This window comes from Streptomyces sp. NPDC004561 (genome assembly GCF_053602155.1).
Genome location: NZ_JBSGDB010000100.1, coordinates 1 through 22,368, shown reverse-complemented (window position 1 = coordinate 22,368; position 22,368 = coordinate 1). Strand labels below are relative to the sequence as shown.

Annotated in this window: 23 protein-coding genes and 2 pseudogenes; 11 read left to right on the top strand and 14 right to left on the bottom strand. The window is 72.1% G+C overall.

From position 1 onward, the window contains the following. A pseudogene (locus ACWEN3_RS16010) lies at positions 1 to 89 on the top strand (DUF6445 family protein); the annotation flags it as partial. Between the two features lie 77 nt (positions 90 to 166). Here the strand turns inward: ACWEN3_RS16010 and ACWEN3_RS16005 are convergent. After that, complete coding sequence (locus ACWEN3_RS16005) at positions 167 to 808, bottom strand: TetR/AcrR family transcriptional regulator (protein ID WP_452970651.1); 642 nt, start codon at positions 806 to 808, stop codon at positions 167 to 169. A 90-nt stretch (positions 809 to 898) separates the two neighbouring features. On the opposite strand from ACWEN3_RS16005, the gene ACWEN3_RS16000 reads away from it, so the two are divergent. The 3 genes from ACWEN3_RS16000 to ACWEN3_RS15990 all read left to right on the top strand — a co-directional run bounded on the left by ACWEN3_RS16000 (position 899) and on the right by ACWEN3_RS15990 (position 3,096). Beyond that, positions 899 to 2,050, top strand: a complete 1,152-nt coding sequence (locus ACWEN3_RS16000; RefSeq protein WP_452970653.1) for an acyl-CoA dehydrogenase family protein — start codon at positions 899 to 901, stop codon at positions 2,048 to 2,050. A 61-nt stretch (positions 2,051 to 2,111) separates the two neighbouring features. Further along, positions 2,112 to 2,399, top strand: coding sequence for a YiaA/YiaB family inner membrane protein (locus ACWEN3_RS15995; RefSeq protein WP_452970648.1), 288 nt, complete (start codon positions 2,112 to 2,114; stop codon positions 2,397 to 2,399). A 73-nt stretch (positions 2,400 to 2,472) separates the two neighbouring features. Continuing rightward, positions 2,473 to 3,096, top strand: coding sequence for a TetR/AcrR family transcriptional regulator (locus ACWEN3_RS15990; protein ID WP_452970645.1), 624 nt, complete (start codon positions 2,473 to 2,475; stop codon positions 3,094 to 3,096). A gap of 19 nt (positions 3,097 to 3,115) precedes the next feature. On the opposite strand, the gene ACWEN3_RS15985 is transcribed toward ACWEN3_RS15990, so the two are convergent. Continuing rightward, positions 3,116 to 3,577 carry a MaoC family dehydratase gene (locus tag ACWEN3_RS15985; RefSeq protein ID WP_452970642.1) on the bottom strand — a complete coding sequence of 154 codons (462 nt, stop codon included), beginning with the start codon at positions 3,575 to 3,577 and terminating at the stop codon, positions 3,116 to 3,118. Between the two features lie 104 nt (positions 3,578 to 3,681). On the opposite strand from ACWEN3_RS15985, the gene soxR reads away from it, so the two are divergent. Then, the gene (soxR, locus tag ACWEN3_RS15980) at positions 3,682 to 4,140 is read left to right on the top strand and encodes a redox-sensitive transcriptional activator SoxR (protein ID WP_452970641.1); all 459 of its coding nucleotides are present in this window, start codon (positions 3,682 to 3,684) and stop codon (positions 4,138 to 4,140) included. 25 nt (positions 4,141 to 4,165) lie between these two features. On the opposite strand, the gene ACWEN3_RS15975 is transcribed toward soxR, so the two are convergent. The 3 genes from ACWEN3_RS15975 to ACWEN3_RS15965 all read right to left on the bottom strand — a co-directional run bounded on the left by ACWEN3_RS15975 (position 4,166) and on the right by ACWEN3_RS15965 (position 6,839). After that, the gene (locus ACWEN3_RS15975) at positions 4,166 to 5,233 is read right to left on the bottom strand and encodes an RNA ligase (ATP) (RefSeq protein WP_452970638.1); all 1,068 of its coding nucleotides are present in this window, start codon (positions 5,231 to 5,233) and stop codon (positions 4,166 to 4,168) included. Positions 5,234 to 5,372: 139 nt separating this feature from the next. After that, positions 5,373 to 6,101 carry a 3-keto-5-aminohexanoate cleavage protein gene (locus ACWEN3_RS15970; protein WP_452970635.1) on the bottom strand — a complete coding sequence of 243 codons (729 nt, stop codon included), beginning with the start codon at positions 6,099 to 6,101 and terminating at the stop codon, positions 5,373 to 5,375. Positions 6,102 to 6,236: 135 nt separating this feature from the next. After that, positions 6,237 to 6,839, bottom strand: a complete 603-nt coding sequence (locus tag ACWEN3_RS15965) for a hypothetical protein (protein ID WP_452970632.1) — start codon at positions 6,837 to 6,839, stop codon at positions 6,237 to 6,239. 208 nt (positions 6,840 to 7,047) lie between these two features. Between ACWEN3_RS15965 and ACWEN3_RS15960 the strand changes: the two genes are divergently transcribed. Next, positions 7,048 to 9,837, top strand: coding sequence for a penicillin acylase family protein (locus ACWEN3_RS15960; RefSeq protein WP_452970630.1), 2,790 nt, complete (start codon positions 7,048 to 7,050; stop codon positions 9,835 to 9,837). A gap of 23 nt (positions 9,838 to 9,860) precedes the next feature. On the opposite strand, the gene ACWEN3_RS15955 is transcribed toward ACWEN3_RS15960, so the two are convergent. Continuing rightward, positions 9,861 to 11,162 (bottom strand): serine-threonine protein kinase, encoded by a 1,302-nt coding sequence (locus ACWEN3_RS15955; RefSeq protein WP_452970627.1) that lies wholly within the window; start codon positions 11,160 to 11,162, stop codon positions 9,861 to 9,863. Positions 11,163 to 11,245: 83 nt separating this feature from the next. After that, positions 11,246 to 12,466 carry an exo-beta-N-acetylmuramidase NamZ family protein gene (locus ACWEN3_RS15950; protein ID WP_452970625.1) on the bottom strand — a complete coding sequence of 407 codons (1,221 nt, stop codon included), beginning with the start codon at positions 12,464 to 12,466 and terminating at the stop codon, positions 11,246 to 11,248. 166 nt (positions 12,467 to 12,632) lie between these two features. On the opposite strand from ACWEN3_RS15950, the gene ACWEN3_RS15945 reads away from it, so the two are divergent. From ACWEN3_RS15945 to ACWEN3_RS15935, 3 genes are read left to right on the top strand one after another with little or no spacing between them, the layout of a single operon-like run. Beyond that, positions 12,633 to 13,406 carry an SDR family oxidoreductase gene (locus ACWEN3_RS15945; protein ID WP_452970622.1) on the top strand — a complete coding sequence of 258 codons (774 nt, stop codon included), beginning with the start codon at positions 12,633 to 12,635 and terminating at the stop codon, positions 13,404 to 13,406. Continuing rightward, on the top strand, positions 13,403 to 15,067 hold the full coding sequence (locus ACWEN3_RS15940) for a class I adenylate-forming enzyme family protein (RefSeq protein ID WP_452970620.1): 1,665 nt from the start codon (positions 13,403 to 13,405) through the stop codon (positions 15,065 to 15,067). The genes ACWEN3_RS15945 and ACWEN3_RS15940 overlap by 4 nt, the downstream gene beginning before the upstream one ends. 28 nt (positions 15,068 to 15,095) lie before the next feature. Further along, a complete protein-coding gene (locus tag ACWEN3_RS15935; RefSeq protein WP_452970617.1) occupies positions 15,096 to 15,689 on the top strand; it encodes a TetR/AcrR family transcriptional regulator in 594 nt (197 codons plus the stop codon). A 59-nt stretch (positions 15,690 to 15,748) separates the two neighbouring features. Here the strand turns inward: ACWEN3_RS15935 and ACWEN3_RS15930 are convergent, their stop codons facing one another. The 3 genes from ACWEN3_RS15930 to ACWEN3_RS15920 form a co-directional block, all read right to left on the bottom strand. Then, positions 15,749 to 16,963, bottom strand: coding sequence for an acyl-CoA dehydrogenase (locus ACWEN3_RS15930; RefSeq protein ID WP_452970615.1), 1,215 nt, complete (start codon positions 16,961 to 16,963; stop codon positions 15,749 to 15,751). A 5-nt stretch (positions 16,964 to 16,968) separates the two neighbouring features. Continuing rightward, the gene (locus ACWEN3_RS15925) at positions 16,969 to 17,991 is read right to left on the bottom strand and encodes a phosphotransferase family protein (protein ID WP_452970613.1); all 1,023 of its coding nucleotides are present in this window, start codon (positions 17,989 to 17,991) and stop codon (positions 16,969 to 16,971) included. A 167-nt stretch (positions 17,992 to 18,158) separates the two neighbouring features. Then, on the bottom strand, positions 18,159 to 18,458 hold the full coding sequence (locus ACWEN3_RS15920) for a hypothetical protein (RefSeq protein WP_452970611.1): 300 nt from the start codon (positions 18,456 to 18,458) through the stop codon (positions 18,159 to 18,161). Positions 18,459 to 18,573: 115 nt separating this feature from the next. On the opposite strand from ACWEN3_RS15920, the gene ACWEN3_RS15915 reads away from it, so the two are divergent. Further along, positions 18,574 to 19,512: an NADP-dependent oxidoreductase gene (locus tag ACWEN3_RS15915; protein ID WP_452970609.1), complete on the top strand. Its 939-nt coding sequence runs from the start codon at positions 18,574 to 18,576 to the stop codon at positions 19,510 to 19,512. Between the two features lie 30 nt (positions 19,513 to 19,542). On the opposite strand, the gene ACWEN3_RS15910 is transcribed toward ACWEN3_RS15915, so the two are convergent. From ACWEN3_RS15910 to ACWEN3_RS15895, 4 genes are read right to left on the bottom strand one after another with little or no spacing between them, the layout of a single operon-like run. Then, the gene (locus ACWEN3_RS15910) at positions 19,543 to 19,878 is read right to left on the bottom strand and encodes a DUF202 domain-containing protein (RefSeq protein ID WP_452970606.1); all 336 of its coding nucleotides are present in this window, start codon (positions 19,876 to 19,878) and stop codon (positions 19,543 to 19,545) included. After that, complete coding sequence (locus ACWEN3_RS15905; protein WP_452970603.1) at positions 19,866 to 20,258, bottom strand: YidH family protein; 393 nt, start codon at positions 20,256 to 20,258, stop codon at positions 19,866 to 19,868. The genes ACWEN3_RS15910 and ACWEN3_RS15905 overlap by 13 nt, the downstream gene beginning before the upstream one ends. Positions 20,259 to 20,279: 21 nt before the next feature. Next, on the bottom strand, positions 20,280 to 20,795 hold the full coding sequence (locus ACWEN3_RS15900) for an NUDIX domain-containing protein (RefSeq protein WP_452970602.1): 516 nt from the start codon (positions 20,793 to 20,795) through the stop codon (positions 20,280 to 20,282). A gap of 41 nt (positions 20,796 to 20,836) precedes the next feature. Beyond that, positions 20,837 to 21,733, bottom strand: a complete 897-nt coding sequence (locus tag ACWEN3_RS15895) for a DMT family transporter (RefSeq protein ID WP_452970600.1) — start codon at positions 21,731 to 21,733, stop codon at positions 20,837 to 20,839. A gap of 332 nt (positions 21,734 to 22,065) precedes the next feature. On the opposite strand from ACWEN3_RS15895, the pseudogene ACWEN3_RS15890 reads away from it, so the two are divergent. Continuing rightward, positions 22,066 to 22,368, top strand: a pseudogene (locus ACWEN3_RS15890) (hypothetical protein); the annotation flags it as partial.

Here is a 22,368-nt window from a genome sequence, read left to right as displayed (position 1 = left end):
CGGTCCTGCCCTACCGCAAGCCCACCAAGGGCCGTGACTACTGGGTCCTGGACGACGTCCTGCCCGACGTGGACGCCGTACAAGCAAAGGACCCGCGGCCCGGGAGTCCTTGGTGCTCATGCCCCCAGCATGCGCCGGGGACGGTTCGGCGGGCACCGAAATGTCGCTAGACGCCCTGCCCCGCCTGCGCGTACTGCTGAGCCAGCCCGTCGAGCAGGGCCGCGAGCCCGGTCTCGAAGGCCCGCTCGTCGATCTTCTCCTGCTGCTCGGCGAGCAGATGGGCCTGGCCGAGGTGGGGGTAGTCGGCGGGGTCGTAGGCGCTCGCGTCGTCCACGAAGCCCCCGGCGAAGGAGCCGAGCGCGGAGCCCATGATGAAGTAACGCATCAGCGCGCCGATGGAGGTGGCCTGGGCCGGGGGCCAGCCGGCGCCGACCATCGCGCCGTACGCGGCGTCGGCCACCCGCAGGGCCGCGGGGCGGCGCCCGGGGCCGCGCGCGAGCACCGGGACGATGTTCGGGTGGTCGCGCAGGGCGGCCCGGTAGGAGACGGCCCAGTCGTGCAGCGCGGTCCGCCAGTCCCGGCCGTCCTCGAACATCGAGAGGTCCACCAGCGCGCTCACCGAGTCGGCGACGGCCTCCAGGATCTCGTCCTTCGTGCGGAAGTGGTTGTAGAGCGAGGGGCCGCTCACCCCCAGTTCGGCGGCGAGCCGGCGCGTGGAGAAGGCCGCGAGGCCCTCCCGGTCCACGAGTTCCCGGGCCGTCTCGACGATCCGGTCGGTGCTGAGGAGGGGCTTGCGCGGTCGGGCCATGGCGCACATAGTAGGGCTGCGACTGGAAACTAGCAGTGCTAATTTAAATGTTCGGCTTTCAAGATCCATCTGGTGTGGGGTGATCTCGTGGTGAACCTGGGGCTCGACGAGGAGCAGACCGCCGTCCGGCGGCTCGCCCGGGACTTCGTGGAGCGTGAGATCGCCCCGCACGTGGTCGCCTGGGACCGGGCCGAGGAGGTCGACCGGGGCATCGTGAAGAAGCTCGGCGAGGTCGGTTTCCTGGGGCTGACCGTCGACGAGGAGTACGGCGGCTCCGGTGGCGACCATCTGTCGTACTGCCTGGTCACCGAGGAGCTGGGGCGCGGGGACTCGTCCGTCCGCGGCATCGTGTCCGTGTCCCTCGGGCTCGTCGCCAAGACGATCGCCGCCTGGGGGAGCGAGGAGCAGAAGCGGCGCTGGCTGCCGGGCCTGACCGCCGGCGAGTACGTCGGCTGCTTCGGCCTCACCGAGCCCGGCACCGGCTCCGACGCGGGCAACCTCACCACCCGGGCCGTGCGCGACGGCGACGAGTACGTCGTCAACGGCACCAAGATGTTCATCACCAACGGCACCTGGGCCGATGTCGTCCTGCTCTTCGCCCGCTCCACCGACGCCCCCGGCCACAAGGGGGTGACGGCCTTCCTGGTGCCCACCGACACGCCCGGACTGAGCCGCCGCACCATCCACGGCAAGCTCGGCCTGCGCGGCCAGGCCACCGCCGAACTCGTCCTGGAGGACGTCCGCGTACCCGCCTCGGCGATGCTGGGCGAGGAGGGCAAGGGCTTCTCCGTCGCCATGTCCGCGCTCGCCAAGGGGCGGATGTCCGTGGCCGCCGGCTGCGTGGGCATAGCCCAGGCCGCGCTGGACGCGGCCGTGCGGTACGCCGGGGAGCGCGAGCAGTTCGGCAGGCCGATCGCCCACCACCAGCTGGTGCAGGAACTGATCAGCGACATCGCCGTCGACGTGGACGCGGCCCGGCTGCTGACCTGGCGGGTCGCCGATCTGGTCGACCGGGGCGAGCCGTTCGCCGTCGAGTCCTCCAAGGCCAAGCTGTTCGCCTCCGAGGCCGCCGTCCGGGCCGCCAACAACGCCCTCCAGGTCTTCGGCGGCTACGGCTACATCGACGAGTACCCGGCCGGCAAACTCCTGCGCGACGCCCGTGTGATGACTCTCTACGAAGGCACCAGCCAGATCCAGAAGCTGCTCATCGGGCGTTCCCTGACCGGGGTTTCGGCGTTCTGAGTAGCCGGTCTGAGTATCTGCGCGGATGTGGCGCCGGCCACATCCGCCGATGCTCGCTGTCATGAGTGAGACACCGGTCAAGCAGCAGAGCACGGCGGCCTTCTACGGTCAGGCCGTCGCGTCGTTCTCCATCGCCCTCGCGGCCACGGCCATCGGCATCTTCCGGCTGAGCGCGAACGCCTGGGTGCGCGGTTTCCTCGGCATCGCCGTCCTCTACCTCGTCACCTCCGCCTTCACCCTCGCCAAGGTGATCCGGGACCGCCAGGAGGCGGGGCAGATCGTCAGCCGCGTCGACCAGGCCCGGCTGGAGAAGCTCCTCGCCGACCACGACCCCTTCGAAAAGCTCTGAGCGGCCGCACTAAGCGCTCGCTCACCGTCGGCGGTATGGTGGTGCTCCTGTCACCGAGAGGGGCGAGCGAGCGATGAGTACGGCGGCGGAGACGACCGGCGGCGAAGTGGAGCCGTGGGAAGAGGTCACCCCGGACGCGGCCCGGCGGCTGCTCGTCGCGGCCGTGGAGGCCTTCGCGGAGCGCGGCTACCACGCGACGACGACCCGTGACATCGCGGGCCGCGCCGGCATGAGCCCAGCCGCGCTCTACATCCACTACAAGACCAAGGAAGAGTTGCTCCACCGGATCAGCCGGATCGGCCACGACAGGGCCCTCGACATCCTGCGCACGGCGGCCGGCCGGGAGGGCAGCGCCAAGGAGCGGCTCGCCGACGCCGTCAGCTCCTTCGTCCGCTGGCACGCGGGGCGGCGCACCACCGCACGGGTCGTGCAGTACGAACTCGACGCCCTCGGCCCCGAGGCCCGCGCCGAGATCGTCGCGCTGCGCCGCCAGGTCGACGCCGAGGTGCGCGGGATCATCGAGGACGGCGTGGCCGCGGGCGAGTTCGACGTGCCCGACGTGCAGGGCACCACGCTCGCCGTCCTGTCCCTGTGCATCGACGTGGCCCGCTGGTTCACCGTCAACGGGCCGCGCACGCCCGAGCAGGTCGGCGCGCTCTACGCCGACCTGGTGCTGCGGATGGTCGGGGCCGGGTAGGCCCCGACCGTCCCGCGGTCTACAGGTAGTACCGGGACACCGACTCCGCGACGCACACCGGCTTGTCGCCGCCCTCGCGCTCGACGGTGAACGCGACCGTCACCTGGACACCGCCGGTGACGTCCTCCACGCCGCTGATCTGCGCGGTGGCGCGCAGCCGGGAGCCGACCGGGACGGGGGAGGGGAAGCGGACCTTGTTCGTCCCGTAGTTCACGCCCATCTTCACGTTCTCGACGTGGATGAGCTGCGGGCCGAAGAGCGGCAGCAGCGAGAGCGTGAGGTAGCCGTGCGCGATGGTCGTCCCGAACGGACCCTTCGCGGCCATCTCCGGGTCCACGTGGATCCACTGGTGGTCCCCGGTGGCCTCGGCGAACAGATCGATCCGCTTCTGGTCGACCTCCACCCAGTCGGTGTGGCCCAGCTGCTCGCCGACGGCCGCCTTCAGCTCGTCGGGGGAGGTGAAGGTCCTCGGTTCTGCCATGATCCCGGCCTCTCGTTCGCGTCTCTAAGCAACTGCTTAGCATGGTCGGGTGCGGGGACGATGTCAACGGATCGCGGCCCGGGCCGGTCGGTAGTCTCTGCGGAGTGCCCCAGATTCCCGAGAAGATCCACGAGCTGACCGTCGGCCAGCTGTCCGCGCGCAGCGGTGCCGCCGTCTCCGCCCTGCACTTCTACGAGTCCAAGGGCCTGATCACCAGCCGCCGCACCACCGGCAACCAGCGCCGCTACAGCCGCGACACGCTCCGCCGGGTGGCCTTCGTCCGCGCGGCCCAGCGGGTCGGCATCCCCTTGGCCACCATCCGGGAGGCGCTGGCGGAACTCCCCGAGGAGCGGACCCCGACCCGGGACGACTGGGCGCGGCTCTCCGAGAAGTGGCGTTCGGAACTGGACGAGCGGATCAAGCAGCTGAACCGCCTTCGCGACCACCTCACCGACTGCATCGGCTGCGGCTGCCTGTCGCTGGACACCTGCGTGCTGTCCAACCCGGACGACGTGTACGGCGATCACCGCACGGGGTCGCGGCTCATGGCCGAGCGGCGGTAGGGCCGCGAGCGCGGCCCGCCCCCGCCTACTCGTACTCGGTGCCGCCCTTCCGGGTGAGGTACGCCGGACTGACCGCCTTCGCGATCGCGCGTCCCCCGGTCACCGGGCTGTACCGCTCTACCGCGGGCCGTATCACCACGCCCTCGCGCAGATGCAGCCCCCGGCCCGACACCGTCTCCCGCCCGCTCGCGAACTCCAGCACGCGCCCGATGTCGTACGGCCCCGAGTACAGCCGGGGCACCACCGGGAGCTCCCCCGCGAGCAGCGCGGCCGCGTCCAGCCAGGGCACGGCACCGTCCACCTCGGCCGAGACGTCGAACACCGCATAGCCCAGCGTGTCCCGGCGGCCGTCCGCCCCGTACGCCAGGTCCTGCACCCCCGCGCCGTACACCTCCCCGAAGATCCCGACCCGTCGCGCCCCGAGCCGCTCGGCCAGCCGGGCGGCCGCCTCGGCGACCCCGTGACCGCGCACCGCCCGCCAGTACAGGTTCCGCGGATCCTCCCTGAGCGCCAGGGACCTGGCGCCGAAGCCCTTGGAGGACACGTAGGCCCGGTCCTCGTCGGCGACGTACGTCAGCAGGCACGCCGAACCGTGCACCTTCTCCGTCAGCACCACCGGCTCGCCCGGCGTGAAGACGTCCGGGTAGCGCTGGATGTTCTCGATGTCGACCCAGGGCAGCAGATCGGGCGCCGACTCGACCTCGCCGTTCATGGTCGGCGGGATCGGCGGCACCCACTTGGTGATGCCCAGCCGCTCCGCGAAGTCGGTGCCGTCCACGGCCGCCCGCGCCAGGTCGACCCCGGCCAGCGCCTTCGGCCGGCACACGATGCCCTGCGACAGCTCGCCGCGCAGCCGCACCGCCTTGACCCGGTCGGCGGCCGACCCGGTCAGCCGCCCGGTCAGCCCCAGTTCCTCGATCAGTCCGGGAGGCAGCACTGACTGCTCGGGGATGTAGACGGCGGCCTCGCCGGTGCGGTACGCGCCCTTGGCGACGACGGCCCGGTAGAGGCCCACCTGGGCCAACTCCAGTGCGTCGGCGTTCGGATGGTCGTGGACGGTCAGCACCTCGGCGGTGACCCGCAGCGTGGACATGGGACTCCCCGTGTTCATCGGTTCGGTTTCATCGCCTCCACTCTCCGGATACGAATGCGGTGGAGCGAACGGATTTACGGCTGGTAGCGTCACCCGCTTCGGCCCCAACTCCCCGCTACGGGAAGGAGCTTGGGTGGCCCTACGGCGAGCGGGGGAAGGATCCGTACTGGGCCAGCCCCTCCGTCACCGACTCGGCGTTGGAGGCCGATCGCCGGCCGTCGGGGAGGAACAGCGTGTCCTCCAGGCCGATCCGGGTGGCGAGGCCCAGCCTGCCGGCCAGCCGGAGGACCGGCCAGGTGCCGCCCTCCTCGCCGTGCAGAAGCACCGGCCGGCCGTGCGCGCCGCCCAGCCCGGCCAGCAGCGCCACCGCCGAGGCCTCGGCGGTCGCCGGGTCCGGATCCGTCACCTCGGCCAGCACCCGCAGCACCCTCGTCCGGAGCGGCGAGACCGCGAACCGGCCCGCTCCGTCGGTCCCCGACCACAGGCCCGCCTCGACGCCCACGCCCGAGGCCAGCAGCTGCCGGGCGAGTTCCTCGGCGCCCGGCTCATGCCAGTTGACCGAGGCCATGTCGGGCAGCACCGACCAGGTCCGCACCCGCGCGAGCCGGGCGGCCGGATCGGGCTCGGCCCAGGCGCCCGTGGTCACCCCGACCGGCACCGTCACCCGCGCCCGTATCGCCTCGAGGGCCGGCGCGAGCGCGCGCGGGGAGAGGGAGTCGTGCCCGCACGGGGTCTTCGGGTGGACATGGATCTCCGTGGCCCCCGCCGCGACGGCGGCCGCGGCGGAACGCGCCATGTCCTCGGGCGACATGGGCACCGCCGTGCCGTCGGCGGCCGTACGGCGTCCGTTGAGACATACCTGCACCATGTCCCGATGGTGCCAGGCGCCACCGACAACGGTCCCGGCCCGTCGTCGCACAGCACGGGGGTGCGGCATCCCCTGCGCACCCCCCGAGCGCCCCCGTTCAGAACCCTGTTCGGACCCCCCGTCGCGAGCCGTCGGTCAGGCCGACATCAGCAGCCGTCCCCGCCTGGCGTATGCCGGCGCCTGCGGCGAGAGCGCCGGGCGCGGGACGAGGATCCCGCAGTCGGTGCAGACCGGACCGGAAGACGGCTCGTGGTCGAGGCCGTACCTCCACACGAGGCGTTCGGCGCCGCACACCGGGCAGCAGGAGCCCGGCTCCCGCTCCAGCGCGGCGATCAGCCTGCGCAGCACCTCGGCCAGCGGTTCGTCGGGATGGATCCGGGGGTCGTCGCACCAGGCGACCCCGAACCCGCCCCAGGTCAGCCGGTGCCAGTCGTCCACGCTGCCCGGCCTGCGCAGCCCGTCGTGCTTCTCCTTCCTGCGCCGCTCGGTGAACTCGGTCTCGTACGCGAGCCAGACGGTACGGGCCTCCTCCAGTTCCTCCAGCGCGGCCACGAGCCGCGCCGGGTCGGGAGAGCGGTCCTCGGGGCCGAACCCCGCCCGGGCGCACAGATGGTCCCATGTCGCCCGATGCCCGTAAGGGGCGAACTTCTCAAGGCACTTGCGCAGCGAGTACCGCCGCAGTGCCAGATCGCAGTCCGGATCGCGTACCTGTCTCGCCAGACTCCGGAAACCGGCCATCGCCCTGCACCTCCGTCACACCTGCACCTGTACTTCGGTCACTTCGGCGTCTTCGCACGGACGTCGCCGAATAGACGTATCGACAGGCGATTCGGCTCCATCTCTTCTCGTTGCTGTTCCCGCGGACTCCAAAAAGTGACGCATGTTCATCTTCAAACTCGGGGATACCGGCGGTAACGTTCGCGCACCCACGTCGCGAGGAGCTGCCATGCCACGGCGAACCCCACGTACCGCCCTCGACAGACTGAGAACGTCCCGCCGACTCCCCGGGTTCCTGAAGACCGCGTCGGTATGCGTACTGATAGCCGGACTTCTCTCCCCGATCACCCAGACCGCGGCCGCCGCCGCGGGTGCGAGCGCCCCCAACGACTACTGCGGCGGCCAGTGTTCGGACATCCTGCCGCCCGGTGAGAACGGCAACGCGACCCTCGCGCAGATCCTGCTCGACCAGGCCTTCGGCACCCAGCCCTCGCACGCCGAGGACCAGCTCGGGCCGTACGCCGGCCTGGCCACCGGCTACCCGGGCCTGACCGACGCGACGATCGGTGACTTCTTCGACGACGCCTCGTTCGGCGTCCCGTCAGACCAGGTCGCCTCCACCGAGAAGCCCGGCGGCCGCGGCGACGTGACGATCGTCCGGGACAAGAAGACCGGTGTGCCCCACATCACCGGCACCACCCGGTACGGCACCGAGTACGGCGCCGGGTACGCGGCGGCCGAGGACCGGCTCTGGCTGATGGACGTCTTCCGGCACGTCGGCCGTGGCCAGCTCACCTCCTTCGCGGGCGGGGCCGCCGCCAACCAGGGCCTGGAGCAGGAGTTCTACCGCAACGCGCCCTACACCGAGGCCGACCTCCAGGCCCAGATCGACAACGCCGTCGCCCACAACGGCGCCCGCGGCAAGCAGGCCCTCGCCGACGCCGACGCCTACCTCGACGGCATCAACGCCTACATCGACGCCTCCGACAGCGGCCGTTACTTCCCCGGCGAGTACGACCTCACCGGCCACAAGGACGCGATCACCAACGCCGGCACCATCGACCACTTCAAGATCACCGACCTGGTGGCGCTGGCCTCCGTCATCGGCTCGCTGTTCGGCTCCGGTGGCGGCGGCGAGGTCAACAACGCCCTCTCCCTGATGGCCGCCCAGTCCAAGTACGGTGTCGAGGAGGGCACCAGGGTCTGGGAGTCCTTCCGCGAGCGCAACGACCCCGAGGCCGTGCTCACCCTCCACGACGGCCAGAGCTTCCCGTACGCGACCAAGCCCGCCGACGCCAAGGGCGAGGCCCTGCCCGATTCCGGCTCGGTGACCCAGGAACCGCTCGTCTACGACCGCACCGGCAGCGCGGCCACCGCGGCGGCCGAGGGCGCCTCCGCCACGGCCGCCAGGACCACGCTCAGCTCGGCCAGGCGCGGGATGTCCAACGCCCTCGTGGTGAGCGGCAAGCACACCGCGAGCGGCCATCCGATCGCCGTCTTCGGGCCGCAGACCGGCTACTTCGCCCCGCAACTCCTCATGCTCCAGGAGATCCAGGGCCCCGGCATCAGCGCCCGCGGCGCCTCCTTCGCCGGCCTGAGCATGTACGTCGAACTCGGCCGCGGCCAGGACTACTCCTGGAGCGCGACCACCTCCGGCCAGGACATCATCGACACCTACGCCGTCGAGCTGTGCCAGGACGACCACCACTACCTGTACCACGGCGCCTGCACCGCGATGGACGAGGTCGAGCAGAAGAACTCCTGGAAGCCGACCCTGGCCGACGGCACGGCCGCCGGGTCGTACACGATGCGGGTGTGGCGCACGAAGTACGGGCCGGTGGAGTACCGGGCGACCGTCGGCGGCAAGAAGGTCGCCTACACCTCCCTGCGCTCCTCGTACCTGCACGAGGCCGACTCGATCATCGGCTTCCAGATGCTGAACGACCCCGACTTCGTCAAGGGCCCCACGGACTTCCAGGCGGCCGCCCAGCACATCAACTACACCTTCAACTGGTTCTACGCCGACTCCCGGCACACCGCCTACTACAACAGCGGTGACAACCCCGTCCGCGCCGCCGGCGTCGACGCCGAGTTCCCGGTCTGGGCGCAGCCCGCGTACGAGTGGGCGAACTGGGACCCGGCCACCAACACGGCCGACTACACCCCGCCCTCCGCCCACCCCAACTCCGTGGACCAGGACTACTACGTCTCCTGGAACAACAAGCAGGCCCAGGACTACTCGGCCGCCGGCTGGGGCGACGGGTCCGTGCACCGCGGCAACCTGCTCGACGACCGGGTGAGGAAGCTGGTCGCGGCCGGCGGGGTGACCCGTACCGAGCTGGTGCGGGCGATGGCGGACGCGGCCCTCGCCGACCTGCGCGCCGAGGACGTGCTGCCCGAACTGCTCAAGGTGATCGGCTCGGCGCCGGTGACCGACCCCACCGCCGCCGACGCGGTGAGCAAGCTCCAGACGTGGCTGACCGCGGGCGCCCGCCGCACCGAGACCTCCGCCGGCTCGAAGACGTACGCGGACGCGGACGCGATCCGCGTCCTGGACGCCTGGTGGCCGCTGCTGGTCAAGGCGGAGTTCGAACCGGGCCTCGGCAGCGACCTGTACAACGCCTTCACCGGCAACCTGCCGATCGACGAGGCGCCCTCCGCCGGACACGGCCCGACCGGCTCGCACGCCGGCAGCTCCTTCCAGTTCGGCTGGTGGAGCTATGTCGACAAGGACATACGGGCGGTGCTCGGGCAGCAGGTGCGGGGCGGCCTCGCCCACGAGTACTGCGGCAACGGCAGCCTGAGCGCCTGCCGGGACATCCTGCTCGGCACCCTCAAGCAGGCGGCCGGGACGACCGCCGCCCAGGTCTACCCGGGCGACGACCAGTGCTCGGCCGGTGACCAGTGGTGCGCCGACTCGATCGTCCAGCGCACCCTGGGCGGCATCAAGCACGGAAGGATCAGCTGGCAGAACCGGCCCACCTTCCAGCAGGTCGTGGAGTACACCTCGCACCGGTGACCTGACCGGTGACCGGCGGCGGGTCAGGCGATACGGCCCGCCGCCAGCACCACCCGCGCCAGTTCGGGGTGCACGATGTCACTGTGCGCCCCGGACGGCGGGCCGCCCCGGCAGACGACCGAGGCCGCGTCGACGTTCACGCACCCCGACGCGGGCAGCCCGTTCGCCAGGGCCCCCGCGAGGTCCAGCCGGACCGTGCCCGGCACCGCCTGCACCCCGTCGTGGCCCATCGCGCCCCACTGGGGACCCAGCACGGCCGCGATCTCGCTGCCCACACAGGAACGGTCGTCCCCCGACAGCCGCGAGGCCAACGGGTAGAACGTGCCGAGCGCCGAGTCGAAGTGCGAGTGGCAGCACACCAGCGGGCCGTCGATCCGCCCCTGCCGGTCCTTGAGCGCCCCCGCCGCGTCCGGGTCGTGCGGCAGCCGCTCCGCGAACGCGTAGTGCGAGAAGGCCCCTTCCAGCAGGGTCACGGACTTCACCGTGCGCACCCCGTCCGGCAGCCCGCGCAGCGCGAACGCCACCAGCCGCCCGCCGAAGCTGTGCCCGACCAGATGCACCCGCACCCCGGGCGCCGCGCCCGCCAACCGCCCGATCACCGGCCCCAGTCCGTGCTCGCCGACGGTCCCGGCCCGCCCCTTCATCGTGTAGTACGTCGCCTGTCGCAGCAGTTCCTTGGCGCCGTCCCACGGGTCGGGCAGGCTGAATCCCTCGGCGCCGTCCGGCGCTTCGAGCGCGGCCAGCGCCCCGGCGAACTCCTCGCAGGCCGCCGCCGGGTCCTCGGTGAACACCAGCGGCTCGCCCTGCTCGTCGGTGTCGGCCGCCCCCGCCCTGGCCGCCCCGTCCACGAGCAGCCGCACCAGCCGGCCGAACTCGGTCAGCCCCGCGGCGCCGTCCGGCCGTTCGTCCAGCATGCGGGCCAGCTGGTCCACGACGGTCGCCCGGCCCGGAAAGGTCTCCAGCAGCGCGCGCCGGGTGTCCTTGTCCAGCGCCGGTCCGGGCGCCCCCGCCGCCTCCGTGGCCGCCACGGACCTGGGGAAGTCCGGGATCGGCTCGTCGCTGAACCGCATGGACGGCCAGATCACGCCCACGTAGCCGATCCGCGCCTTCGGCGCCAGCGCCGGGATCGGGGCGAAGAAATCGCGGTACAGCGCGGTGGCACCGGAACGGTCGTTGTTCCAGCCGTGCGAGAAGACGATCAGGTCACGGACACCGCGCTCCGTGACCTGCGCCGTCAGATGATCGCGCTCGGCCGGGTCCACGTCCCCGTCCGCGTCGAAGGTCAGCTCCCAGTAGGGAGTCACGCTCATCCCAGGATCCGCCATGCCAGGCTCCCTCGTCCCCCCTGAAACGATGCGTTCCGGACGCATCGTCCTGCTCCGGGGCAAGGTTGGCCAGTCATCGCGCTTCACCTGTAGAGCAGATATTCCTTGCGAATTCGCCGGAACGCGGTCAGCTCCTCCTGCCAGGCGCCCACCACCTCGTCGGTGCCGGCGCCCGCGTCGATCATCGTGCGCACCCGGGTGGAGCCGGTGAGCTTGTCGATCCAGTCGTCCGACCGCCAGGCGAAGCCGTCCCACACCTTCCGCGCGGTCACCAGCAGCGCGATCCCGGTGCGCACGGGGTCGTAGGCGGCCCGGTCGGACACATGGATCTGCACCCCGCCCACGGTCGTGCCCTGGAACTTGGAGAAGGTGGGCGCGAAGTACGCCTCCCGGAACCGCACGCCGGGCAGCCCGAGGCCGTTCGCGGCGGCCGCCCAGCGGCCGTCGATGCCGACGGCGCCGAGGAGTTCGAAGGGCCTCGTCGTGCCGCGCCCCTCCGAGAGGTTGGTGCCCTCGAACATGCAGGTGCCGGAGTACACGAGCGCCGTGTCCGGGGTGGGCATGTTGGGGCTCGGTGGCACCCAGGGCAGTCCGGAGGCGTCGTAGAACTGCCCGCGCCGCCAGCCCGTCATCAGTACGGTCTCCAGCGGGACCGGGGTGCTCAGGAACTCCCCGTTGAACAGCCGGGCCAGCTCCGCCACGGTCATCCCGTGCGCCTGCGCGATCGGCTGCCGGCCGACGAAGGTGGCGAACTCCTTGTGCAGCACCGGCCCTTGGGCCGCGCGCCCGGTCACCGGGTTCGGCCGGTCGAGGACGACGAAGCGCTTGCCGGCCAGCTGCGCCGCCTCCATGCAGTCGTACAGGGTCCAGATGTACGTGTAGAAGCGGGCGCCCACGTCCTGGATGTCGAAGACGACCGTGTCGACGCCGGAGGCGGTGAACACGTCGGCGAGGGCCCGGCCGCTCTTCAGATACGTGTCGTAGACCGGCAGCCCCGTCTCCGGGTCGTCGTAGCGGCCCTCGGAGCCGCCGGCCTGGGCGGTGCCGCGAAAGCCGTGCTCCGGGCCGAAGACGGCCGTGACCTTCACCCGGGGGTCCCGGTGCATCACGTCGACGATGTGCTCGGCGTCTCTGGTGATGCCGGTCGGGTTGGTGACGACTCCGACGCGCCGGCCCTCCAGCAGGGAGTATCCGCCGGCCGCGAGCCTTTCGAAGCCGGTGCGCATCTGCTCGCGGTGCTGCGGTGCGACGGGCACGGCCGCCATCGTGGCCGAGGCGAGAAGGTTCCGTCGGGACAGGCGCATGGGGTGGCCTCCGTGGGTTCGGAAGGTGCGGACGGTCCGGGGCTGTTCGCGCGGTTCCCCGCGCCCTTAGGTTGGTGCGCTCGCCCTTCCTTCACACATACCGACCGGTTAGTCTGGGCCGACCAGAGCCGACGCGCGCCGCGCGAAGTCGTGTCGAAGGAGACCGATGGTGGAAGCCGTGCAGGATGCGGGAGTGGTCGTCACCGGGGCGGGCGGTGGGATCGGGGCCGCGCTGGCCCGGCGGTTCGCCGCCGCGGGCGCCCGGGTCGTGGTGAACGACCTGGACTCAGAGAAGGCGAAGGCGGTGGCCGAGGAGATCGGCGGGACCGCCGTGCCCGGCGACGCCTCCGCGGTCATCGGCGAGGCACGGGACGCGCTCGGCGGCACCGTGGACGTCTACTGCGCCAACGCCGGAGTCGCCTTCGAGGACGGCGGGGCGGCCGGGCCGCTCGACGAGAAGTCCTGGGCGCTGTCCTGGGACGTCAACGTGATGGCCCACGTCCGCGCGGCCCACGCGCTGCTCCCGCAGTGGCTGGAGCGGGGCAGCGGCCGGTTCGTCGCCACCGTCTCGGCCGCCGGGCTCCTCACCATGATCGGCGCCCCCTCCTACAGCGTCACCAAGCACGGCGCCTACGCCTTCGCCGAGTGGCTGTCGCTGACGTACCGCCACCGGGGCCTGAAGGTGCACGCGATCTGCCCGCAGGGCGTCCGCACCGACATGCTGGCCGCCACCGGCAGCGCGGGCGACCTGGTGCTCCAGCCGACCGCGATCGAGCCGGCGGACGTGGCCGACGCGCTGTTCCGGGGCATCGAGGAGGACCGCTTCCTGATCCTGCCCCACCCGGAGGTCGGCGAGTACTACCAGGCCCGGGCCGGCACCCCCGACCGCTGGCTGGCCGGCATGAACCACATCCAGCGCAAGTGGGAGGCGGCCCGGTGACCGATTCCCGCTACGCGGCCAGGCCCTGGCTGGCCCTCCTCAGCGACACCCAGCGCGCCCCCGTCGCCCCCGCCGACTCGCTGGTGCAGGCCCTGCGCGGCGCGGTCGCCGAGGCCCCCGACCGCACCTTCCTCGCCTACTTCGACGCCCGTCTGAGCTACCGCGAGGTGGACGAGATGAGCGACTCGGTGGCCGCTCACCTCGCCGAGCGCGGACTGCGCCGCGGTGAGCGGGTCGCCGTGCTCCTGCAGAACTCCCCGCACTTCGTGCTGGCGGTGCTCGGCGCCTGGAAGGCGGGCGCGACCGTGGTGCCGGTCAACCCCATGTACAAGTCGGCCGAGGTCGCCCACGTCCTGCGGGACGGCGAGGTGGCCGCGCTGGTCTGCTCCGACCGGGCCTGGGAGTCGTACCTCAGGGACACGGCCGCCGGCTCCCCGGTGCGGATCGTGCTCACCGGCTGCGAGCTGGACTTCCAGACCCGGGGCGACGGCCGTGTGCTGGCCTTCGAGCGGATGCCGCGGGCCGCCGACGCCGACGACCTCGTGGCCGTGGCCCGGCAGGGCGCGAAGGCGCCGCAGGACCGTGACCCGCTGCCCGACGACATCGCCCTGATCAGCTACACCTCGGGCACCAGCGGCACCCCCAAGGGCGCCACCAACACGCACCGCAACATCATGTACAACGCCGAGCGGCAGCGCACCGGGCTCGCGCTGCCCGACGCGCCCGTCTACTTCGCGCTCGCGCCCCTGTTCCACATCACCGGCATGGTCTGCCAGTTCGGCGCCTGCCTGAACAGCACGGGCACCCTCGTGCTCGGCTACCGCTTCGAGCCGGGGGCCGTCCTGGAGGCGTTCGCCGAGCACCGGCCGCACTACACCGTCGGCCCCTCCACCGCGTTCATGGCGCTCGCCGCCCACCCCGAGGTCACCCGGGAGCACTTCGCGTCCTTCGTGAACATCTCCTCCGGCGGCGCCCCCGTGCCGCCGGCCCTGGTGGAGCGGTTCCGGGAGCGCTTCGGTCCGTACATCCGCAACGGCTACGGCCTCACCGAGTGCACCGCCCCCTGCGCCTCCGTGCCGCCCGGCCTGGAGGCGCCGGTCGACCCGGTCTCCGGCACGCTGGCCGTCGGCCTGCCCGGCCCGGAGACGGTCGTGCGGATCGTCGACGACCAGGGCGTGGAGGTGCCGTTCGGCGAGCAGGGCGAGATCGTCGTCCGCGGGCCCCAGGTGGTCCCCGGCTACTGGCGGCGCCCGGAGGCCACCGCCGAGACCTTCCCGGACGGCGAGCTGCGCACCGGCGACATCGGGTTCATGGACGAGCTGGGCTGGCTCTACGTCGTCGACCGCAAGAAGGACATGATCAACGCCTCCGGCTTCAAGGTGTGGCCGCGCGAGGTCGAGGACGTCCTCTACACCCATCCGGCGGTGCGTGAGGCGGCCGTCGTCGGCGTCCCCGACGGCTACCGCGGGGAGACCGTCAAGGCGTACATCAGCCTCCGTCCGGACGCCGAGGCGGACCCGGATGAACTCAAGATGTACTGCAGGGAGAGACTGGCCGCCTACAAATATCCTCGGCAGGTGACGATCCTGCCCGACCTGCCCAAGACCGCGAGTGGGAAGATCCTCCGGCGGGAACTGCGTTCCCGCACCGAAGACGACTAGCAGCAGAACGGAAAGGCAGGTGGCGGCAGTGCCCAGGACGACGGACGGAGACGGCGCACCCGTTCCGCAGCGGCTCCTTGCCGCCGCCACCCGGCTCTTCGCGGAGCAGGGCTACGACCGCACCTCCGTGCAGGAGATCGTGGAGGCGGCCGGCGTCACCAAGGGGGCGCTGTACCACTACTTCGGCTCCAAGGACGACCTCCTGCACGAGGTGTACGCGCGTATGCTGCGCGTCCAGCAGGAACGCCTCGACCACTTCGCCGGCATGGACGCGCCCGTGGAGAAGCGTCTGAGGGACGCGGCGGCGGACGTCGTGGTGACGACCATCGAGAACCTCGACGACGCGATGATCTTCTTCCGCTCCATGCACCATCTGAGCCCGGAGAAGAACAAGCAGGTGCGGGCCGAGCGCCGGCGCTACCACGAGCGGTTCCGCGCGCTCATCGAGGAGGGCCAGAAGGCCGGCGTCTTCTCCACGGCGACCTCGGCCGACCTGGTCGTGGACTACCACTTCGGCTCGGTCCACCACCTGTCCACCTGGTACCGCCCGGACGGCCCCCTCACCCCGCAGGAGGTCGCCGACCAGCTCGCCGACCTGCTGCTGCGGGCGCTGCGGCCCTGACCACGGCACGGGCAAGGGGGGCGGCCGCACAGCGGGCCGCCCCCCTTGCCCATGCTTCACTACAGGTACTTCTTCAGCTCCCGGCGCGCCAGCGAGCGCTGGTGGACCTCGTCCGGGCCGTCGGCGAGCATCAGGGTGCGGGCGCCGGCGTACAGGTCCGCCAGCGGGAAGTCCTGGCTCACGCCGCCCGCGCCGTGCAGCTGGATCGCCCGGTCCAGGATGCCGACCACCGCGCGCGGGGTGGCGATCTTGATGGCCTGGATCTCGGTGTGGGCGCCCCGGTTGCCGACGGTGTCCATCAGCCAGGCCGTCTTCAGCACCAGCAGCCGCAGCTGCTCCACGGTGACCCGGGCGTCGGCGATCCAGTTCTGGACCACGCCCTGCTGGGCCAGCGCCTTGCCGAACGCCGTACGGGACACCGCCCGGCGGCACATCAGCTCGATCGCCCGCTCGGCCATGCCGATCAGCCGCATGCAGTGGTGGATCCGGCCGGGGCCGAGCCGGGCCTGGGCGATGGCGAAACCGCCGCCCTCCTCGCCGATCAGGTTCGACACCGGCACGCGCGCGTGGTCGAAGACCACCTCGGCGTGGCCGCCGTGCGAGTGGTCCTCGTAGCCGAAGACCTTCATCGCCCGCCGCACGGTCACGCCCGGGGTGTCCCGCGGGACCAGGACCATGGACTGCTGCCGGCGGATGTCGGCGCCGTCCGGGTCCGTCTTGCCCATCACGATGAAGATCCTGCAGTCCGGGTTCATCGCCCCGGAGATGTACCACTTGCGGCCCGTGATGACGTACTCGTCGCCGTCCCGCTCGATGTGCGTGGTGATGTTGGTGGCGTCCGAGGAGGCCACCTCCGGCTCGGTCATCGCGAACGCCGAGCGGATCTCACCGGCCAGCAGCGGCTCCAGCCACTGCTTCTTCTGCTGTTCGCTGCCGAACTGCGCCAGCACCTCCATGTTGCCGGTGTCCGGCGCCGCGCAGTTGAGGGCGGTGGGCGCGAGGTGCGGGGAGCGGCCGGTGATCTCGGCGAGCGGCGCGTACTGCAGGTTCGTCAGCCCGGCCCCGTACTCGGCGTCGGGCAGGAACAGGTTCCACAGCCCCTGCCTGCGGGCCTCGGCCTTCAGCTCCTCGACCACGGCCGGGGTGTCCCAGGGGGAGGCGAGCGCGGCCCGCTGCTCCTCGGCGACCGCCTCGGCCGGGTACACGTACTCGTCCATGAAGGCGAGGAGCTTGGCGCGCAGCTCCTCGGTGCGCGCGTCGAACGCGAAGTCCATGACGGTCAGCCTTCCTGAAGAGTGGTCAGTCCGTGGTCGATGAAGACGGGTACGAGGTCGCCGATGCGGTCGAAGCCGCGTCCGACCGTCTGGCCGAGCGTGTACCGGTAGTGGATGCCCTCCAGGATCACGGCCAGCTTGAACCAGGCGAAGGCCGTGTACCAGGAGACGGCCGACACGTCCCGCCCCGAGCGCTCGGCGTACCGCTCGATCAGCTCCCGCGGGGCGGGGTGCCCCGGGGCCTCGGCGGTGGTGGAGACGGGGGAGTGGGGCGTGCCCAGCGGCTGGCTGTACATCACCAGCAGACCGAGGTCGGTCAGCGGGTCGCCGAGCGTGGACATCTCCCAGTCGAGGATGGCCTTGATCCGGTCGTCGTCCCCGATCAGGACGTTGTCGAGGCGGTAGTCGCCGTGTACGACGGCCGGGGCGGGCGAGACGGGCAGCGCGCGGCCGAGGGCGGCGTGCAGCTCCTCGATGCCGGGCAGGTCGCGGTTGCGGGAGGCGTCCAGCTGCTTGCCCCAGCGGCGCAACTGCCGGTCCAGGAAGCCCTCCGGGCGGCCGAAGTCCGCGAGGCCCACCTCGGCGGGGTCCACGGCGTGCAGCTCCACCAGCGTGTCCACAAGGGACAGCACGGCGTCACGGGTGCGCTCCGCGCCGAGCGGGGCGAGCTGCTGGGCGGTGCGGTACGGGGTGCCCTCGACGAACTCCATGACGTAGAACGGCGCCCCCAGCACCTCCTCGTCCTCGCACAGCAGCAGGGGACGGGGGACCGGCACCGACGTCGGGTGCAGGGCGCTGATCACGCGGTGCTCGCGCCTCATGTCGTGCGCGGTGGCCAGCACATGGCCGAGCGGCGGCCGGCGTACGACCCACTTCGAGGTGCCGTCGGAGAGCGCGTAGGTGAGGTTCGACCGTCCGCCCTCGATCAGCCGTCCGCTCAGGGGGCCGTGCACCAGGCCCGGGCGCTCGCGGTCGAGCAGGGCGCGCAGCCGGTCCAGGTCGAGTCCGGGCGGGTGGTCGGCGCTCATTCATCACTCCTACGAACGGGTGAACATGACGCGACTCATGATGCCGACCGGTCGGTATGTAGTCCAGTGCGCGCGCTCGACGTGGCGGGAAACGTGACCGGAGCCACGATAGGCCGACGGCTCCCCGGACGTGCTGTCCGGGGAGCCGTCGGCCTGCCGTCAGACTCTCAGTGGTCGTCCCAGTGGTCCCCGTGCTCAGCGTGCCGGTGGCCGTCGTGCAGATAGTCGACGTGGTCGCCGTGCCGCACCTGCGCGTGCCCGCACTCGTCGTGGTGCACGTGCTCGTGTCCCTCGTGCGTGGTGTGCCCGGCGGGCTCGCACTCGTCCCAGTGGCCCTCGTGCTCGCGGTGCAGATGGCCGTCGTGCGCGTAGTCGAGGTGGTCGCCGTGCGGCACGGCCGCGTGCCCGCACTCCGGGCCGTGGCGGTGCGTCCCGTGCTCGGTGTGTTCCTGGTGAAGGGTGGTCATGGTGCTCACCTTCGGGGGGTACAGGGGTGTGACGACGGACAGGCTACGCGCGCGAAAGGGGCATACCGGGGCATCCCGGTTGCGTGGCGGACGAGTACCCCGGAGGGTCGAGGGCATGAAGGGCATCAGCTACAGCCGCTACGGCGGTCCCGAGGTGCTGGAGTACGGGGAGGTGCGCGACCCGAAGGTCGGTCCCGACCAGGTACTGGTGAAGGTGCGGGCGTCCGCCGTCAATCCCGTCGACTGGAAGTGCCGCGAGGGCCATCTCGACGCCTTCCTGGACGCCGTCTTCCCCGTGGTCCCGGGCTGGGACGTCAGCGGGGTGGTCGTCCGGCCCGGCGCCTCCGTCACGGAGTTCTCCGTCGGCGACGAGGTGATCGGCTACGTCCGCGAGGACTTCCTCTCCCGGGGCACCTGCGCCGAGTACGTCGCCGCGCCCGTGCGCACGCTGGCCCGCAAGCCGCGCAACCTGTCCTTCGAGGAGGCCGCCGGGCTCCCGCTGGCCGGGCTCACCGCCTACCAGGTGCTGGTCAAGGCGCTGGAGGTCGGGCGCGGCGAGACCGTCCTGGTGCACGCGGCGGCCGGCGGGGTCGGCTCCCTGGCCGTCCAGATCGCCGTCCACCTCGGCGCCCGGGTCATCGGCACCGCGAGCGAACGCAACCACGACTACGTCCGCTCCCTCGGCGGTGAACCGGTGGCCTACGGCGAGGGCCTGGCCGAACGGGTGCGCGGGCTCGCCCCCGAGGGCGTGGACGCGGTCTTCGACACCATCGGCGGCGACACGCTGAAGACCTCGGCCAACCTGCTCGCCCCGGAGGGCCGGCTGGCCTCGATCGCCGACCCCGAGGTGGTCGGCTACGGCGGCCGCTACTGCTTCGTCCGCCCGGACGCCGAGGACCTCACCCGGCTGACCGAACTGGCCGAGCAGGGCGCCCTGTCGGTGCACGTCCAGGAGACGTTCCCGCTGGAGCGGACGGCGGACGCGCAGCGGCTGAACCAGGAGGGCCGCACCCGCGGGAAGATCGTGGTCGCGGTCGACCGGGAGAACGAGTAGACGAGCAACGGCCCGGGTGGGGGAGTGCCGCTAGAACACCAGCACGGCGGCGCAGACCGCCAGCGCCACCGCGCACAGCACGGCCGCCGTGGCGAGCCGGGGTGCCAGGGCCGGCGGACGGGGGCCGGCCGCGAGGGCCCGGATGCGGTGCTGGGCCACCGCCAGGAACCCCAGCCAGAGCGCACAGCACACCGCGCACACGAGGATCCCGGTGGCCGTGACACCGCCGTGCAGCGCGTTCCTCACCGCGAGCACCGCGGCGACGGCGGCCGAGAGCGTCGTACGCCGCCAGGCGAGCCGGGTCCGCTCGGGCTGGAGCCCCGGGTCCCGGCCGGCCGTGTCCGCCCCCGCCGTCACCCTGCCCATCCGACCAGCACCACCACGACCATCGCGACGGCCACCACCGCCACGACCAGGCTCAGCACGGCCGGGAAGCGGGACGCGGGCAGGTCCTCGCCGCGCCGCATCGCCCGCTCGCAGCGCACCCAGTGGTTCACCGCCCGCAGCGAGCACAGCACACCGGCGCCCAGCAGCGCGAGCGCGAGTCCGACCCGCCACACCCATGGCAGGTCCGGCAGGAACTGGTCCACCGCGAATCCGCCGCCGATCAGCGCGAGCGAGGTCCGCAGCCAGGCGAGGAAGGTGCGCTCGTTGGCGAGCGAGAACCGGTAGTCGGGTGTGCCGCCCTCTCCCCGCACCTGTTCCGGCGCGAACCACAGCCGGATGTTCCTCACGAATTCGCTCACGCGGCCGACCTTACCGGGGCCTCACCGGCCGGCCCGGTGCGCCCTCAGCCTCTCGTACGCCGCCAGGCCGTCCGGCACCCACTCCCACTCGCCGAGCCGCAGCCCGACCTCCTCGTCGGTCAGGAAGCCGTGCCACTGGACCTCCTCCACCTGGGGCCGCACGGGCAGCTCGCAGCGCACCTCGTACACCGCGGACCACCAGCTCTTCCCCGCGCCGTCGTCATAGAGGAACTTGAAGAGGTACTCCGGCCGGGGCAGGCCGCTCACGCCCAGCTCCTCCTCGGCCTCGCGCAGCGCCGCCTCGTCGTAGGACTCGCCCGCGCCCACCACCCCGCCGACGAACAGGTCGTACAGGGAGGGGAAGACCAGCTTGGTGGCCGTGCGCCGGTGCACGAAGAGCCGCCCGGCGGCGTCCCGGGCCTGGACGAAGACGCAGCGGTGGCGCAGCCCGCGGGCGTACGCCTCGCCGCGCGGGGACCGGCCGACGACCCGGTCGTGTTCGTCGACGATGTCGAGGATCTCGTCAGCAGGGTTCATACCGGTATCCAAGCAGGCCCCGGCGCCCGCGAGCGGGGGGCTCAGCGCCGCTGGAGGTCCCGGGCCGGCGGCTCCGCGTCCGCCCCGCCGCACGGCATCGCCGGGTGCAGCCCGAGGAGCACGATGCCCGCGACCACCGCCGCGAGTCCGGACGCCTCCCAGGCCAGCGCCCCGGTGTCGGTGCGCAGCCGGTCACCGAGGAAGCCCACCCCGCACAGGATCCCGGCGAGCGGCTCGGCGGCGGTGAGCGCGGGCAGCGACATACGCAGCGGAGCCGTCTCGAACGCGCTCTGCACCAGGATCAGCCCGGTGACACCGCACGCCAGCACGCCGTACGGCTGCCAGCCGGTGAACAGCTCCGCGAAGCCGCCCTCGGAGAAGCGGGTGCCGCTCACCCGGGTCAGCGCGTCCTGCACCCCGTACAGCAGCCCGGCGGCCAGTGCCAGCAGCACCGGGCCCCAGCTCAGTCTGGAGCGCTTGGCGTACGTCGTGAGCATCAGGGCCGCGCCCACCATGGCGCCGATGATCAGCCAGTGCCGCAGCGGATCGGTGACCGCGCTGCCGCCGCGCGGCTCGCCCGCCATGATGAAGGCGCTCACCCCGCCCGCGAGCAGCAGCAGGCCCGCCCAGCCCTGCCGGCCGAGGGGCTGTCTGGTCTGGTGCCGGGACAGCGCGAGCGCGAACAGCAGGTTGGTCGCGAGCAGCGGCTCCACCAGGGAGATCTCACCCTTGCCGAGGGCGATCGCACCCAGCACCATGCCGGTCACCATCAGGCCCAGGCCGCCCAGCCAGCGCGGCACCCGCATCAGGTCCAGCAGCAGCCGGAACGACAGGAAGTCGCTGAGCGGCGCCTGCTGCGCGGCGTTCTGCTGGAGCACGAAGCCGAAGCCCAGACAGCAGGCCGCGCTCACGGCGAGGACGAGAACCAGAACCGACACGCTGCGTACCTCGATCATCCGGCCGGACCATGGACGCGTAGTGGCCGACTGTAGCGCTCCGGAGCCGGCGTTGCCCCGGACAGTACCCGGAACCGGGCTGTTGACCCGGCATCGTGCGCGGGCCTGCCGCGCGGCGCCATGGCGTACGCCACAGGAATCCGCCCGGGAATCCCCGCCCGCGGTCCGTCCCACCTGCGTGGAGTTTCTCAATTGCCTTGACAGAAAGGGAAGTTGAACCCACCAACATCCGTGTTCCGCTTGACGCAAACCTTGGCTGGGGGTTTGCTGTGCGTGATCGGTCGATGGCAGCCCGAGAAACAGGAAGTCCCGCGGTGCCCCCACTCCCGCCCCTGCTCGGCACTCGCCGGGCCCCCACGGACCAGTCCGGCGACACCGCCCCGGACGACTCCGGCGCCTTCGACGACGCCCTCGATGACGCGGAACTGCGCAGCGCCCGGACCGCGTTGGTGCAGGGCCGCCGGCAGGCCGCCCGCGCGCTGCTGCTGCACACGGGTGACGACTGGGACCGCCGCGGCCACCGGGTGACCGTGCTCGCCCGGGAGCCCTACGCCGCCGCCTGGGCGCGGGACTGGCTCCAGGCCGAGCCGGCGTCCGCCGACGCCGCCACCCTGCTC

Excerpts from the sequence above, each read along its gene's own strand:
- ACWEN3_RS16005 (WP_452970651.1), bottom strand. The coding sequence starts at position 808 with ATGGCCCGACCGCGCAAGCCCCTCCTCAGCACCGACCGGATCGTCGAG.
- ACWEN3_RS15995 (WP_452970648.1), top strand. The coding sequence starts at position 2,112 with ATGAGTGAGACACCGGTCAAGCAGCAGAGCACGGCGGCCTTCTACGGT.
- ACWEN3_RS15990 (WP_452970645.1), top strand. The coding sequence starts at position 2,473 with ATGAGTACGGCGGCGGAGACGACCGGCGGCGAAGTGGAGCCGTGGGAA.
- ACWEN3_RS15985 (WP_452970642.1), bottom strand. The coding sequence starts at position 3,577 with ATGGCAGAACCGAGGACCTTCACCTCCCCCGACGAGCTGAAGGCGGCC.
- ACWEN3_RS15975 (WP_452970638.1), bottom strand. The coding sequence starts at position 5,233 with ATGTCCACGCTGCGGGTCACCGCCGAGGTGCTGACCGTCCACGACCAT.
- ACWEN3_RS15970 (WP_452970635.1), bottom strand. The coding sequence starts at position 6,101 with ATGGTGCAGGTATGTCTCAACGGACGCCGTACGGCCGCCGACGGCACG.
- ACWEN3_RS15965 (WP_452970632.1), bottom strand. The coding sequence starts at position 6,839 with ATGGCCGGTTTCCGGAGTCTGGCGAGACAGGTACGCGATCCGGACTGC.
- ACWEN3_RS15960 (WP_452970630.1), top strand. The coding sequence starts at position 7,048 with ATGCCACGGCGAACCCCACGTACCGCCCTCGACAGACTGAGAACGTCC.
- ACWEN3_RS15955 (WP_452970627.1), bottom strand. The coding sequence starts at position 11,162 with ATGGCGGATCCTGGGATGAGCGTGACTCCCTACTGGGAGCTGACCTTC.
- ACWEN3_RS15950 (WP_452970625.1), bottom strand. The coding sequence starts at position 12,466 with ATGCGCCTGTCCCGACGGAACCTTCTCGCCTCGGCCACGATGGCGGCC.
- ACWEN3_RS15945 (WP_452970622.1), top strand. The coding sequence starts at position 12,633 with ATGGTGGAAGCCGTGCAGGATGCGGGAGTGGTCGTCACCGGGGCGGGC.
- ACWEN3_RS15930 (WP_452970615.1), bottom strand. The coding sequence starts at position 16,963 with ATGGACTTCGCGTTCGACGCGCGCACCGAGGAGCTGCGCGCCAAGCTC.
- ACWEN3_RS15925 (WP_452970613.1), bottom strand. The coding sequence starts at position 17,991 with ATGAGCGCCGACCACCCGCCCGGACTCGACCTGGACCGGCTGCGCGCC.
- ACWEN3_RS15920 (WP_452970611.1), bottom strand. The coding sequence starts at position 18,458 with ATGACCACCCTTCACCAGGAACACACCGAGCACGGGACGCACCGCCAC.
- ACWEN3_RS15915 (WP_452970609.1), top strand. The coding sequence starts at position 18,574 with ATGAAGGGCATCAGCTACAGCCGCTACGGCGGTCCCGAGGTGCTGGAG.
- ACWEN3_RS15910 (WP_452970606.1), bottom strand. The coding sequence starts at position 19,878 with ATGGGCAGGGTGACGGCGGGGGCGGACACGGCCGGCCGGGACCCGGGG.
- ACWEN3_RS15900 (WP_452970602.1), bottom strand. The coding sequence starts at position 20,795 with ATGAACCCTGCTGACGAGATCCTCGACATCGTCGACGAACACGACCGG.